9 protein-coding genes and 3 pseudogenes are annotated in these 14,137 nt (G+C 59.3%); 7 read left to right on the top strand and 5 right to left on the bottom strand.

The window, feature by feature from the left end; all coding sequences use genetic code 11:
- Window positions 1–36 precede the first annotated feature (36 nt).
- The 6 genes and pseudogenes from ACSQ8V_RS24560 to ACSQ8V_RS24585 all read left to right on the top strand — a co-directional run bounded on the left by ACSQ8V_RS24560 (window position 37) and on the right by ACSQ8V_RS24585 (window position 8,333).
- Window positions 37–753: a GntR family transcriptional regulator gene (locus ACSQ8V_RS24560; RefSeq protein WP_213766910.1), complete on the top strand. Its 717-nt coding sequence runs from the start codon at window positions 37–39 to the stop codon at window positions 751–753.
- 310 nt (window positions 754–1,063) lie between these two features.
- Window positions 1,064–1,314 (top strand): annotated as a pseudogene (locus tag ACSQ8V_RS24565) (bacteriohopanetetrol glucosamine biosynthesis glycosyltransferase HpnI); the annotation flags it as partial.
- Window positions 1,304–2,133, top strand: a pseudogene (gene hpnK, locus ACSQ8V_RS24570) (hopanoid biosynthesis-associated protein HpnK). The pseudogenes ACSQ8V_RS24565 and hpnK, both read left to right, overlap by 11 nt.
- A gap of 307 nt (window positions 2,134–2,440) precedes the next feature.
- Complete coding sequence (locus ACSQ8V_RS24575) at window positions 2,441–5,635, top strand: efflux RND transporter permease subunit (protein WP_436207433.1); 3,195 nt, start codon at window positions 2,441–2,443, stop codon at window positions 5,633–5,635.
- A gap of 23 nt (window positions 5,636–5,658) precedes the next feature.
- Window positions 5,659–6,861 (top strand): efflux RND transporter periplasmic adaptor subunit, encoded by a 1,203-nt coding sequence (locus ACSQ8V_RS24580; protein ID WP_436207434.1) that lies wholly within the window; start codon window positions 5,659–5,661, stop codon window positions 6,859–6,861.
- A 29-nt stretch (window positions 6,862–6,890) separates the two neighbouring features.
- The gene (locus ACSQ8V_RS24585) at window positions 6,891–8,333 is read left to right on the top strand and encodes an efflux transporter outer membrane subunit (protein WP_436208000.1); all 1,443 of its coding nucleotides are present in this window, start codon (window positions 6,891–6,893) and stop codon (window positions 8,331–8,333) included.
- A 165-nt stretch (window positions 8,334–8,498) separates the two neighbouring features.
- Here the strand turns inward: ACSQ8V_RS24585 and ACSQ8V_RS24590 are convergent, their stop codons facing one another.
- From ACSQ8V_RS24590 to ACSQ8V_RS24610, 5 genes and pseudogenes are all read right to left on the bottom strand, one after another.
- Window positions 8,499–8,864, bottom strand: coding sequence for a histidine kinase (locus tag ACSQ8V_RS24590; protein ID WP_436208001.1), 366 nt, complete (start codon window positions 8,862–8,864; stop codon window positions 8,499–8,501).
- Window positions 8,865–8,953: 89 nt separating this feature from the next.
- A pseudogene (locus ACSQ8V_RS24595) lies at window positions 8,954–9,748 on the bottom strand (COG4705 family protein).
- Window positions 9,749–10,182: 434 nt separating this feature from the next.
- Complete coding sequence (locus tag ACSQ8V_RS24600; protein WP_436207435.1) at window positions 10,183–11,634, bottom strand: heavy metal sensor histidine kinase; 1,452 nt, start codon at window positions 11,632–11,634, stop codon at window positions 10,183–10,185.
- Window positions 11,634–12,311, bottom strand: a complete 678-nt coding sequence (locus ACSQ8V_RS24605) for a heavy metal response regulator transcription factor (RefSeq protein WP_436184299.1) — start codon at window positions 12,309–12,311, stop codon at window positions 11,634–11,636. Before ACSQ8V_RS24605 ends, ACSQ8V_RS24600 begins: the two co-directional genes overlap by 1 nt.
- A gap of 316 nt (window positions 12,312–12,627) precedes the next feature.
- Complete coding sequence (locus ACSQ8V_RS24610) at window positions 12,628–13,500, bottom strand: class I SAM-dependent methyltransferase (RefSeq protein ID WP_436207436.1); 873 nt, start codon at window positions 13,498–13,500, stop codon at window positions 12,628–12,630.
- A gap of 297 nt (window positions 13,501–13,797) precedes the next feature.
- On the opposite strand from ACSQ8V_RS24610, the gene ACSQ8V_RS24615 reads away from it, so the two are divergent.
- Window positions 13,798–14,118: a DUF4148 domain-containing protein gene (locus tag ACSQ8V_RS24615; RefSeq protein ID WP_436184301.1), complete on the top strand. Its 321-nt coding sequence runs from the start codon at window positions 13,798–13,800 to the stop codon at window positions 14,116–14,118.
- Window positions 14,119–14,137: the final 19 nt, after the last annotated feature.

Below are 14,137 nucleotides of genomic sequence, written 5' to 3' on the forward strand. Positions count from 1 at the left end.
ACAATGGCGAAACCCCCACATACGTTTGGACGAAGAATGAGCAGTTCTCTGAAGGTCGTGCCGCAGCCCGTGCGGAAACAAGTGGAGGATGGCCTGCGCGCCGCGATCGTCTCAGGCCGCTTTTTGCCGGGAGATCACTTGCCGGACAGAATGTTGTGCGAGACGTTCGGCACGAGCCGTAGCGTCGTGCGCGAGGCAGTCAGGTTGCTGGAAGCGGAGGGCTTGGTGACGGTTCACGCGAACCGCGGGCCGTTTGTCGCGATGCTGTCTGTCGAGGAAGCGACGGATATCTATGAGGTACGCGCGGCGCTGGAGGCGCTGGCAGGCGAAGGATTCGCCGTGCGCGCAACCGATGCGGAGCGTGCCGAACTGCGCGCGGTGTACAAGGAGTTGCGCGGTATCCGGTCGATGAAGTCGCGCGATGGACTGCTCGATGTGAAGCGCCGCTTCTATGAAATCCTGACACGCGGAAGCCGCAACGCCCTGGCCACCCAGATGCTGGAACGACTGCTGATCCGCAACGCCCAGTTGCGGGCCACTTCCTTGTCCAGTGAAAGTCGGCTGCCGCAGACTGTCAAGGAAATCGGCCGGATTATGGACGCCATCGAAGAAAGGGATGCCGCGGCCACTGGTGCGGCGTGCCGTGCGCACGTTCGTGCTGCGGCGGATGTCGCCCTCCGGATCCTCAGGGAGCGCGATGCCAGGGCGATAAGTGCACAGGAAGGTCCGCAGCCGGCAAGCGCCGCGATCTGACCGGGTGTCTCCATCGTGTTCCGTCCGGTTCTGTTGCTGTAAGCGGGAGGAAACGACAATTATCGACATGAGGAGTACTGCTTATGACACAAGCGAGTAAAATTGCTGGGCCGCAGACGGACGGCGGGGTCTTGCCGACGATCTTCCCTTTGCCCTCCATCAATCGATAACGCGCACACAAGCGTTTCTGTGCCCTCCAAGCAATGTCCTGCACCGCTTCGGAGGTTCGCTCTGCACGGCGTTGCAGACTGGTCCGACAAGCGACCCGCACCTGTGGGCAACGCTCGCGAGCGCCTCAATAACGGCGTGCGGCTGCGTCGCGCGCGTGCTGCTGCATCTGCGCGCCGCGCGTCACCAGCGCACCTTCTGGCGCGATTTACCGCTCGTATCGCTCGCGATACCCTGCTCGCCTTGCAATGGCTCGCAGCGTTGTTCGGCTCGCATGTCGTATGGCGCGGCGCACGTGTGCCAGTGGCGCAATCTGCATCACAATCCGCATCAGCGAGGCAGCGTACGGTGTTGGCCTCACTGGATGAAGTGGAGACTTCGGATGGCCGATAGAGCGCGAGGCCTGATCATTACGGCGGACGATTTCGGCCTGCATTCACGGGTCAACGTGGCGGTCGAGCGAGCGCACCGACACGGCGTGTTGACGGCAGCGAGCCTCATGGTCGGTGCACCTGGCGCAGCGGACGCAATCGCGCGCGCCTACCGTCTGCCGAAATTGCGGGTCGGCCTGCATGTGGTGTTAGCCGATGGGAACGCGATTATGCCGCGCGCGAAAATTCCGGCGTTGCTGGACGAGCATGGCCGCTTTGGCAGCAACATGGCGCGTGATGGCGTGCTATTTTTCTTCTCGAGGCGGGTACGCAGACAATTAGGTCAGGAGATTCGCGTGCAGTTCGACGCGTTTGCGAAGACGGGTTGACGCTCGATCACGTCAACACCCACAAGCATTTTCATTTGCATCCAACGGTGCTCGGGTTGATTCTCGAGATCGGGCCAGACTACGGAATGCGATCGATGCGGTTGCCGTTTGAAATGGGCGCGCCGCTGTGGATGAAACCATGGATCTCGATGGCGCGCGCTCGGCTGTCGCGTGAGGGGATTGCACATAACGACTATGTGGTTGGGATCGCAAGGAGCGGGAATATGGATGAGCCCACATTGCTTGCCGCCATTAAGGCATTGCCGCACGGTGTCGTGGAGATTTATTGTCATCCGGCGATCGACGGTGATCGTCCGTTGAGCGATGGGATGCAGTTTTATCGTCATGAGGATGAATTGCAAGCACTGTTGTCGCCGTGCGTTGCGGCGGCGATCGGCGCTGCTGCCGTCCGTGTTGGCGGATTCTCCGATGTGCTGTGCATGCCGCTATGACAATTCGATAAGGCATCGCTCGCGTAAGCCGGAAACAATCCGAGCAATTCGGAACGGTACAGTGCCAGACGCCGTATCCAATTTTCGTAGCTAGTTCTTGATCCAGCAGCCCTGAGTTCGAACTCAGGCGCTCTCCGCTAATACCCCAACGTCTTTAATGTTTCCATTGCGCCTAACCGTCTTCCGCGCCCGAAGATAACAACTTTGTCACCTTGCGGTCAGTACCGGGTAAAGATCAGTTCGTCACACTAGCCACACGTTTCGACGTCTCCGCTTTCAAAGGCGGCTTATCTTCCGGGAATTTCCAATGTGGATTGTCAGACTGGCCCTGCGCAGGCCCTATACCTTCATTGTGCTTGCGATCCTGCTGTTTATGATCGGACCGCTCGCCATCATGCGTACCCCAACGGATATCTTTCCGGATATCAATATTCCGGTGGTCAGCATTGTCTGGTCGTATAGCGGATTCTCCGCAGAAGACATGGCGAACCGGATTACGTCGAACTATGAACGCGCGCTGACTTCGGATGTTGAAGACATCGAACACATTGAATCGCAGTCGTTGAACGGCGTCTCCGTCATCAAGATATTCTTCCATCCCGGCGCGGACATCAACCGCGCTATTGCCGAAGCCGGCTCGAATTCCGAGTCCATTCTGCGCGTACTGCCACCAGGCACTTTGCCGCCGAACATCATCACCTACAACGCGTCGACCGTCCCCATCCTGCAACTCGGACTATCGAGCAATACGCTGCCTGAGCAAACGCTCTACGACCTAGGCAACAGCTTCATTCGCACGCAGCTTGCCACGGTGCAGGGCGCGGCCGTCCCGCTGCCCTTCGGCGGCAAGATCCGCCAGATCATGATCGACATCGACCCACGCGCATTGCAGGCCAAAGGCTTGTCGCCCAGCGACGTGGTCAATGCCGTCAATGCCCAGAACCTGATCCTGCCCGGTGGCACGGCGAAGATCGGCGCGCGCGAATACAACGTGCAGATGAACGGCAGCACGGACAGCGTCGCAGCGCTCAACAACCTGCCGATCAAAACGGTCAAGGGCGGCGTCGTGTACGTACGGGACGTCGCGCAGGTGCGAGACGGGTATGCGCCGCAAACCAACATCGTGCGCAGCGACGGCAAACGCGCCGCGCTGCTCACGGTGGAAAAGACCGGTAGCACGTCGACGCTCACGATCATTGGACAGATCAAGTCCATGCTGCCAAAGATTGCGGCGGGACTACCGAAGGCGCTGCATATCAAGGCGCTTTCGGATCAGTCGGTATTCGTGAAATCGGCCGTCACCGGTGTCGTGCGGGAAGCGTTGATCGCGGCATGCCTGACTGCCCTGATGATCCTGCTGTTCCTCGGCAGCTGGCGCGCAACGCTGATCATTGCCGTCACCATTCCTCTCTCGGTATTGACCTCGCTGATCGCGCTGTCCGCGCTCGGGCAAACCATCAACATCATGACCCTCGGAGGGCTGGCGCTGGCGGTCGGGATCCTGGTCGACGATGCGACGGTTGCGATCGAAAACATCACGCACCATCTGGAACGGGGGGCCTCGCTGCACGACGCCATTCTCAACGGATCGGGAGAAATCGCGGTACCGACCTTCGTCTCAACGCTCTCTATCTGCATCGTGTTCGTGCCAATGTTCCTGCTCTCAGGCGTCGCGCGATATCTGTTTGTACCGCTGGCTGAAGCCGTTGTGTTTGCAATGTGCGCATCCTACTTCTTCTCGCGCACGCTGATCCCGACACTCGCGATGTACCTGTTGAAAATGCCCTCGAAAGACCGCAAGCCAGCACGCGGACCATTCGCTTTCCTGATGCAATTCCAGGCTGCGTTCGAGCGTCGTTTCGAAGCATTGCGCCACGGCTATAAGGCAACGCTCAACCGCGCCATTGAAAGCCGCCGCCGCTTCCTGCTGGTGTTCATGCTGCTCTGCGTCGGGTCGTTCGCGCTCGTACCCTTTACAGGCCGCGACTTTTTTCCGGCTGTGGATACGGGTGAGATCCGACTTCACATGCGTGCCCCCACCGGCACCCGGATCGAACAAACGGCGCGTCTTGCGGACGAGGTCGAAGCGAAGATCCGAACAGTCATTCCAAAGTCGGACGAAGCCGCATTGCTCGATAACATTGGCGTTCCGGTAAGCGGCATCAACCTGACCTATGACTCGTCAGCGCCGGTCGGATCGGAAGACGCAGACATCATGATCACGCTGAAAAAAGGGCATGCGCCTACGGCGGACTATGTCACGAAATTGCGCAACGTGCTAACTGCGTCGTTCCCTGGCACGACCTTCGCGTTCCTCCCGGCGGATATCGTCAGCCAGATCCTGAACTTCGGCCTACCCGCGCCAATAGACATCCAGATCGTCGGCAACAAGCTCGAACAGAACCGCGTGGTGGCGAACAACTTGCTGGCGAAGCTGAGAACGGTGCGCGGTCTCGTCGATGCCCGGATTCAGCAGCCCGGAGACGAGCCCGCGATCAACATCAACGTAGATCGGACCAAGGCGATGCAAGCCGGCCTCACGCAACGTGACGTTGCGCAAAACCTGCTGATCGCGCTATCAGGCAGTTCGCAGACAACGCCTAACTTCTGGCTCGATCCGAAGAACGGCGTGAGTTATCCGTTGATGACTGAAGTGCCGCAATACGACATCCATTCGCTGCAGACGCTGGCGAATGTACCCCTGACGAAGGGCGCAGCGTCCTCCTCGCCACAAAGCCTGTTGGGTTCATTGGGCACGATGTCGCGCGGCACCCAACAGGCCGTGATCTCGCATTACAACGTGCAGCCCGTGCTCGATATCTTCGCTTCAGCGCAAGGACGCGACCTGGGCGGCGTGGCGTCGGACGTGACCCGGCTCGTGGACCAGGCACAGGCACAGTTACCCGCCGGCTCGTCGATCGTCATCCGCGGCCAGGTGCAGTCGATGAACGAATCGTTCAGCGGCCTGGGACTCGGACTCGTATTCGCCATCGCGCTGGTCTATCTGTTGATGGTCGTGAACTTCCAGTCATGGATCGACCCGCTGATCATCATCAGCGGCTTGCCTGCGTCACTGGCGGGTATCGCGTGGATGCTCTTCGCCACGCACACCACGCTGAGCGTACCGGCGCTCACAGGGACCATCCTGTGCATCGGCATTGCAACGGCCAACAGCATTCTTGTCATCAACACCGCACGCGAGATGCTGCAAGGCGGTGCGCCTCCGCTGACCGCTGCGCTCGAGGCCGGCTTCAACCGCTTCCGGCCCGTGCTGATGACCGCGCTCGCGATGTTGATCGGCATGTTGCCGATGGCGCTCGGACTGGGTGACGGTGGTGAACAGAATGCACCGCTTGGGCGTGCCGTGATCGGTGGCCTGGCGATCGGCACGGTTTCCACCCTTCTGTTTGTCCCGGTCGTATTCGGCATGGTCCACGCTTGGATCGAAAAGCGCCGCATGAAAAAAGCGGTGTCGGCACAAACCACTCCGGCCATTCAGTGACTGCCTTTAAACGAGCAAAGACCATGAACCATCGTAACGACCTGCACGAACCAGCGCCGTTGGCTGATAAGACGCCCGACAAGCCTGCCATCCGGAGACGCTTCATGATGCCGCTGGCATTCGGCGCCGTTGCTGCCGCGTTGCTTGTGGTTGGCATCGTTCCGCGACTGCAGGCCAGCACCGCGCTGACCTCGCAAGCCGCCGCGCAACGTGCGCTTAGCGTCTCGGTTATCAAGCCGCGCAATGCGCCTGCGGTCCAGGAACTCCTGCTGCCCGGCTCGGTGATGCCCTACGCCGATGCCTCGATCTATGCCCGCACGAGCGGTTATCTCGAGCACTGGTACACCGATATTGGCGCCAGGGTGAAAACAGGGCAAACGCTGGCTGTCATCCAGACACCGGAGCTCGATGCACAGCTTCAGCAGGCTCGTGCCGACGTGGCGACGGCGCAGGCTAACTTCAACTACGCAAAAGTCAGCGCGCAACGCTGGCAGGACATGCTGAAGACGCAGTCAGTCTCGCAACAGGACACCGACACGAAGGTCAGCGACATGGAAGCGAAGCGCGCCATGCTGCAGTCCGCCCAGGCCAATGTGCAACGTCTCTCAGAGCTTGTGTCGTACGAGAAGGTGAGCGCGCCCTTCGACGGCGTGGTGACGGCGCGCAACGTTGATGTGGGCGCGCTCGTCACTGCGGGCGGTTCGCCAGGGCTGGCCGCCATGCCCGGTGAACTCTTTCATGTGGAGCAGACGGACACGTTGCGGGTGTTCGCCGACGTTCCGCAAAACGATGCGCCGTATGTCACGCCTGGCACCGAGGTGTATCTGAGTGTGCAGCAATATCCGGGCAGGCGTTTCGCCGCGAAAGTCGCACGCAGTGCCGGCGCGATCGATCCGGTCAGCCGCACGATGCACGTCGAAGTCGATGTCGACAACCGCGACGGCGCGCTGCTCCCCGGCGCGTATGCACAGGTGCATCTGGCACTGCAGAACGCCAGCCCCGCACTCGACCTGCCGGTGAGCGCGCTCCTGTTCAGACCCAATGGCGTGACCGTCGCGGTGGTCGACAGTAGCGGTAAGACCGCGCTCAAGACGGTCAGTATCGGGCGGGATTTCGGCACCCACGTGGAAGTCACAACCGGACTCACAGCGACCGACCGCGTGATCGACAACCCGGGGGACGCTATCAGCCCGGGCGAGCCGGTGCAGATAGCGTCCGCTTCCTGAGGATCCTGCTCATGCCGCTCATGCCGCTTATGCTTATGTCGCCACCCGCCCTCGCCCGCAAGACGCTGCTCATCTGCCTGGGCGTCACACTCAGCGCTTGCTCCACCCTGCCGGCTTACCAGAAGCCGGACGTTTCCGTACCGGCACACTATGCCGGCACCGCGGGTTGGGCACTTGCCGCCCCCGCGGATACCCAGCCGCGTGGCCCATGGTGGACCGCCTTCGGCGACCCGACGTTGAACGAACTCGAAAGCCGTATCGATGTATCGAACCAGACTGTGCAGAAAGCAGTTGCGCAGTTGCAGCAAGCACGCGCGTTCGTCGACTATCAGCGCGCCGGCTTCTTCCCGACCGTCACCGCGGGCGCGTCCGAGAGCCGCTTCCGCACGTCGCAGAATGTGCAGGGCCATTCGATTGCGGGCAAGACCATACCCGACTATTCGACCGGTTTGAGCGCTTCGTGGGAACCCGACCTGTTTGGCCGCGTGAAAGATGCAACCGTCAACGCGCAAGCGAGTGCGGCTGCAAGCGAAGCCGATCTTGCAGCCGTGCGCCTTTCGATGACGAGCGACCTGGCCGTCGATTACTTCGACCTGCGCTCACTCGATACACAGAAGAAACTCCTCGACGACACCGTCACCGCGTATGCCGATGCGCTGCGCATTTTGAACCAGCAACTGAAAAATGGCGCAATTGATGCTTCCGCGGTCGCGCTGGCCTCGACCCAACTGGAAAGTACACGAACACAGGACACGGATATCGACGTTCAGCGTGCGCAGCTTCAGCACGCGATCGCCACGTTGATTGGCGAACCGGCATCGACGTTCTCCATCGCGGCCAGGCCGCAGCCCTTCGTTTTGCCGTCTATTCCACCCAGCGTGCCCTCACAGCTTCTCGAACGCCGCCCTGACATTGCTGCTGCCGAACGCCGCGTATTCGCGGCCAATGCGCAGATTGGCGAGGCCCATGCCGCGTTCTTTCCCGATCTCACGCTATCGGCAAGCGCCGGACTCGAAAGCACGTTCTTTGCGCCGTGGCTCACCGCCCCCAGCCTCTTCTGGTCAATCGGTCCCCAGCTTGTCGGCACATTGTTTGACGGTGGAAGGCGCGATGCGCAATTGAAGAGCGCCAACTCCCAATATGATGCCTCGGTCGCCGACTACCGGCAGACCGTGCTCGTGGCGTTTCAACAGGTCGAGGACAATTTGTCCGCGCTGCAGTCGCTTCAGAGCGAAGCCGCAAGTCAACAACGCGCAACGTCCGCTGCCGAGCTTGCGTTGAAGTTGACGACCAATCGGTTCCAGGCCGGAGCGGTGAGCTATCTCGATGTCGTGACTGCACAGACCATCGCGTTGACGAATCAGCGCACCGCCGACCAGATCGATGCGCGCAGGCTTGATGCAAACGTGTTGTTATTGAAGGCGCTTGGCGGTGGCTGGCAAGGGCTTGCGCCCGGACAAACCACCGAATAAAGGCGCATATCATGAGGAATCCGATCCTACGCGACGAGGTGAGGAAGGTGATAAGTGCCGCATTTCGCGAGTTTTGCTCTTTATGAAAAACGTAATCTGTGTGACGGTGGCGGCTGTTCTGATCGAGCAGCCGAGCCACGATTGCGTAGCCGACGCCACATCTCGTTAACGCCCGCTTGCCTGGTCAATGACGGCTAATAGATCGCTTAGTGCCTGCTTGCAGGACGCCGCGTTCGGCGCCTTCTCACGCAAGGCACTGAGCGCCTGATCGATAGACTTATCAACCTTGTGCCGGTCGGCTGCCCCACGCGGCTTCAACGACGGTTCCGCGTCGTCCCACGAGGTCTCCAGATCTTTGATTCTCGTGCGCGCTCCTGCGAGATCGCCTTTGTTCACCATGATGGCTGTATCGGCGACTATGCGCCGGAACCCGGGCAAGTCACCGAGCTTCGATGGCGCGGCTTGTGCGGTGCTCACGAACGATATCGACGTCGGAGCGCAAAACGTGCTGATGGCCGTCAGTCCAGGCATAGCAAAGATCAGGGGTTTGAGGTATCGCCAGGAAATCATGATTGCCGCTCCGTTTTCAATAAAATTATTAAGGTGAAGTGCCGATCGGATTACGACTTGCTCACGGCACGCAATGATTTTGTGCGGGACGGCCGGCTAATGCTGACGTAGATCACAAGGACAACGATCACCGAGAGAAATACAATGCTCGTCCCAACGCTGCCCCAGCCAAGTCCGCCATACTTCCTCGACTGCGAGATGAGATCCCCGAGTGAAGCGCCAAGCGGCCGCGTTAAAATGTAAGCAATCCAGAACATCAACACTGAGTCAGCGCCAAGGAAATAGGCAAGCGAAGTCAACGCGATCAGCCCGCCAGACACCACCGTCCCCAGGGCAAATCCGAGTCCCAATGCCTCAGTAGCCAAATTCCCGGCTGCGGTACCGAGCGCAAACGTAACGAGGATGGCCGCCCAGTAAAAAAATTCTCGTGGACATGTGTTGATTGAGTGGATCGACAGCGTGCCCTCCGCGCGGTACCACGCGAGGAAAACGGCGGCGAGACAGACCGCGAACACCGACGTGCTGATATACAAGCTGACCGACAGCCCGTCGGTCAGCGCATCGGTTATCTGAGTACCGACAATGCTGACTAGCACCACCGTCAGCCAGTAGCTCCACGGTACATAAGCGCGCGATCGAATCTGCAGCGCCAATGCCGCGATCAGCTACACCGCACATATGAGGCTGGTGACAAGCGTTCCAAACCCCACGCCCACTGCAAGATAATCGGCGCCAGTTTCACCCTCCGTGGTGGACAAGAGCTTGATGACCCCAAAGATAGTCGTGACTTCAGGGACCTTATTAAAGCGGTCGTCTCCAACTTCAACGGGATATGCGCGAGTCATCATAATGAGTTTCCGAGTGAGGGTTTGCGGCCGCATCACGATTATGAAAGCCAAATGTAACGATAAAATATTATGGGAAGCTTATTAGTTCTGGCTGCCTGCGCAAATTTTGTGACAGCCTCTCTGCAGCTGATCCCGGCATGGCGCGCACGGCGCGACCGATCGCGACATTCCGCGACGAAGTCTGGCTTACGTTGGGGGCGGTGATGCAGCTCGAACCGGCCGCGATCGAAGGCGATCGATAAGGCTTACGATCGCGCGGGGGGGTGGATCGCTATGCACCCTCATGGGCTAAAGGCAGACTTTTTGGTTTGCCTCAAAGGATCGGCTGACTCGCCCGGCTTTGGCGGCGGCTGGGCCGCCGTATGCCCGGGCCGCCATCCTCAGGACGATTAGCCCTGCGGCGCGAAGTTGCGGTCGATTGACATGGTTGATCAGGCCACACGCGATGGCACGCCAGTGGCAGGCTTTTCCACTGGAAAAGTCAGCACGAAGCGTGTGACGCCCGGTCCGCTTTCCGCATGGGCACTCCCGCCGTGCAAGTCCATGATGGTTCGCACTATCGCCAGTCCAAGTCCGGCTGACCCGCTTGTCGAACTGCTGCTCGTGCGCGAAGGATCCGCCCGGTAAAACCGGTCGAACACTCGTTCGAGCATCGCTGAATCGAGCGGGACGCCCTGATTTGTTACGGAGACACGCAGCGTGTCGCCCTGGGTCTGGGTATCGAGCGTGATGGTGCCGCCCCGAGGCGTATAACGTACCGCATTCGCGAGCAGGTTGCTGACGGCTCGCCGGAACAATTCGACATCCGCCGCAAGCCGTCCGCCGCCACTCTCGCGCAGATGAACCCCGGCATCGTCGGCAATGCCTTCGAAATACTCTGCGATCTTCAGCAGTTCGTCTTCGACACTGAACTCGACCTTGTGCTTTGCGAAAGTCGGATGTTCAGCACGCGCCAGAAATAGCACGTTCTCGATCATGCGTGAAAGGCGGTCGCACTCCTCGAGATTCGATGCGAGCACAGCCTGATATTCCTCGCTCGAGCGCGGGCGCGCGAGCGCAACCTCCGTCGCACCGCGCAGATTGCCCAAGGGCGTGCGCATGTCGTGCGCGAGGTCCGCCGTGAAGCGGGAAAGCCGCGTGAAACCACGCTCAAACCCGGCAAACATGGTGTTGAGCGACAGGACCAGTGACTGAAGCTCCTGCGGCACGTGACCCACCTTGATCCGGGAAGCAAGGTTGTCGATGGTAAAATTTTCGGCACTGCGCGCTATCTCTCGCAGCGGATTGAGCGCCCGCCGCAACAGCAGATAGCTCATCAAGAACGCTAGCAAGACGCCGGCCGAACCAGCGAAGCGCAACCGGTCGCGATATTGGTCCAGCAGCAACTTCCGATCGTGCATATTGCGCGTCACGATAATCGTCACATAAGATCCATCGCTCAGGCGGGCCAGTGCGGCGAGGCGGCGGAACGGCATGTCGTTGGTTGCCAAGCGTTCCACGATCGACGCCGTGGTGATCTGCTGCGACGCCCCAACTGTTCCAGGCGGCCACGAAAGTTCATCAGCCGTCTCGACCCGGTTGTGCTCGAGCAGCACGAGGTTGGACGGATCAAGGATTTCGACCGACAAAGCCTCGTTGCCAAGCACCTGGCTTTCGACCCGCTCCTTGTGTGCACGAAGGTCTCCAGTACCGGCTAGTTCTCCGATCAGACGGCGAGTATGACGGGCGGCCAGCACGATGTCGAGATCGTCCTGGGTGCGCACTTCATGCGCGAGCGCCAGATAGACGTAGGTGCCGATCATTGCGAAAACCGCAAGCGTGGTTGCGGCAAAAACCAGTGCGAGCGTTGCCGTCAACGAGCAAGCCCGATTGCGGCCCCTCATCAATCGTCCTCCCGCGTGTCGATCACATAGCCAACGCCGCGAACAGTCGCAATCAGCTTGACGTCGAAATCGTCGTCGACCTTGGCACGCAGACGCCGGATCGCGACTTCCACTACATTGGTGTCGCTGTCGAAATTCATGTCCCACACATACGAGGCGATCTGCGTTCGGCTCATGACCTCGCCCTTCTTTCGCGCGAGCAATTGCAGCAACGAGAACTCGCGCGGTGTCAGATCGATGCGCTTGCCGGCGCGGCGCACTTTGTGCCGCATGACATCGATTTCCAGGTCCGCGACGGTGATCAGATCGCTTTCACGCGGCGGTCCACGCCGCGCCAGAGTACGAACGCGCGCGAGTAACTCGACGAATGCGAACGGCTTGACGAGGTAATCGTCGCCGCCAAGTTCAAGTCCGTGCACGCGGTCGCTGACGTCGTCACGGGCAGTCAGGAACAATACCGGCGTAGTCTTCAGGGTTCGAACATTCTTGAGCACGGCCCATCCGTCCATGGTCGGCAACATGACATCGAGCACGATGACGTCGTAGTCCTCTTCGCGGGCGAGAATCAGGCCTTCGGCGCCGTCGGAAGCGGTGTCGACTGAATAGCCCGCTTCCTCGAGTCCCTTCTTGATGTAAGCGAGCGCCTTCTGCTCGTCCTCAATGACCAGAATTCGCATATTTGCACCTCACCGTCACATTATTTGCCATTCCACGATAGTACGCCGGCCGTGCCGGGTCACGATTACGGGGAAAATCCTGACCGCATTTTGCGGGAGTACGAGTGACAGCCGACCGACCATTTGATTACAAGATTGATATGTGGACTCGCGGCACTTGCGCCACCCGGTCTTCCTATGTGACGTAAGCAGCGAGCGGAGGTAAGCGTGGTTTCGGTGATCACGGGGAGGTCAAGGGCAGGTCCAGGGCGACAAGCCTGTTGTTCACGCGCGCAAACGATCGAGAGACCCGGGACATTTAGCCAGCTTGCCGGAATTACGCAGGTGGTTTCCGAGCTGTGAGATATGCGACACGGTCCGCGGTGACGAACTGCTGAGCCTCCACCCTTGGACGAAAGATTGTCTCGAACAACGCCCGTTCTTCAACGGAGAACCGTTCCTCGAGAATGCTTCTCAGCGGCGGTGCCCAAGGGTGGGGGGAGCTGTCCAGAAACACCTCCCACGAATGGACAGCCGACGGGTAAATATCGACATGAAATTCCATGTGGATATCAACGAATCCGGCATTCAGCGCGAGCCGAACCAAATCGCGTTCATTAAAATTTGTAATGAGACTACTGGCAATTTTTTCTTCAGTATAGGGAAACTGAGCGCCTTTCCAACGGCTGAGAAGGGGAAAGAAGCGATCGTCTGATCCCGGAGGCTGGGAGTCGACCAGTTGTTTTAGCGAGGCAGCTTCAAAAGCATCGCCTCGAAGGATGGGTTCGCCGATCGAGAATCGTCCTCCGGGCCTTAGGACACGGCGAATCTCAAGAAACGCCTCCTCGCTATTGGTAACGTAGGCAAGAACCGCACTCGTGGTAACGACGTCGATAGATGTGTCGTCAATGTCTCTTAGCGCGTCAGCGGAACATTCAATAAATCTGCACTGGTCCTGAACGTTCCGTTGAATCGCCAGCGTTTCGGCATGACGCAGCAATGGTGCCAAAATATCAGTGAGAATCACGCGTAGCGAGGGGCCAATTGCATCGATGGCCCGGAATGCTATCTGCCCATCTCCCGTCCCGATGTCGACAAGCGCCACCCCGGCGCAAAGCTGGGCGCCGCTCAGAACTCGATTCGCGATCAGGTCAATTGAGGTGCGCAAAACCTGTTCGTGTTCGGGATCGTTACCGAAACGCGTATGCATGCTGTCACTAAAAAGAAAAACACGCGATGGCGCCTCAGTCGCACGCCGCGTTTACAACGCGTAATTCGGGCAGTGTCCCACTCGAATGCTTAAGCGCCGCTTAAGCATTCAAACCATCAGGGCAATCGGTTGAACAGAAGGCGACTGAACACATTTTACGCAGCTAATAATTCGTTAAGGATAACTACGTATTCTGGATGCATGCATCGCCATGGTTGGAGTCAAACCAGCCATTTTTGCGTTGCATGACCGGTCACCGAATTCGCCGGACGACTACTCATTCTAGGAATTGACACCATGAAATCACTGGTAATTTCGTTGCTCGCAGCCTCGGCCCTGACGCTTCCCCTTGCCTCTTTCGCACAGACCGCCAACGATCCGGTTACCCGGGCGCAAGTACGCTCCGAATTGATCCAGGCGGAACAGCAAGGCACAGTGCCGCCGTCGAAGACAAACTATCCCGCCGGTCGAGATACCGCGCAGAACATGAACCGCCAGGCGGGACCACGAAGCGCTGACGCAAACAGCAGTTATGGCCCTTCAACAAACGGGTCGAACCAGTCAAGCGCACGAAGCGTTTTTCCAGTCCCGCATGAATCCCTCTTCTCGCACCATTAATCAAGGTCTTGTGTCTGCG

Source organism: Caballeronia sp. LjRoot31, from assembly GCF_964253885.1.
Lineage (GTDB): Bacteria > Pseudomonadota > Gammaproteobacteria > Burkholderiales > Burkholderiaceae > Caballeronia.

Coding starts and splice junctions, on each gene's coding strand:
- ACSQ8V_RS24560 (WP_213766910.1), top strand. CDS start 37: ATGAGCAGTTCTCTGAAGGTCGTGCCGCAGCCCGTGCGGAAACAAGTG.
- ACSQ8V_RS24575 (WP_436207433.1), top strand. CDS start 2,441: ATGTGGATTGTCAGACTGGCCCTGCGCAGGCCCTATACCTTCATTGTG.
- ACSQ8V_RS24580 (WP_436207434.1), top strand. CDS start 5,659: ATGAACCATCGTAACGACCTGCACGAACCAGCGCCGTTGGCTGATAAG.
- ACSQ8V_RS24585 (WP_436208000.1), top strand. CDS start 6,891: ATGCTTATGTCGCCACCCGCCCTCGCCCGCAAGACGCTGCTCATCTGC.
- ACSQ8V_RS24590 (WP_436208001.1), bottom strand. CDS start 8,864: ATGCCTGGACTGACGGCCATCAGCACGTTTTGCGCTCCGACGTCGATA.
- ACSQ8V_RS24600 (WP_436207435.1), bottom strand. CDS start 11,634: ATGAGGGGCCGCAATCGGGCTTGCTCGTTGACGGCAACGCTCGCACTG.
- ACSQ8V_RS24605 (WP_436184299.1), bottom strand. CDS start 12,311: ATGCGAATTCTGGTCATTGAGGACGAGCAGAAGGCGCTCGCTTACATC.
- ACSQ8V_RS24610 (WP_436207436.1), bottom strand. CDS start 13,500: ATGCATACGCGTTTCGGTAACGATCCCGAACACGAACAGGTTTTGCGC.
- ACSQ8V_RS24615 (WP_436184301.1), top strand. CDS start 13,798: ATGAAATCACTGGTAATTTCGTTGCTCGCAGCCTCGGCCCTGACGCTT.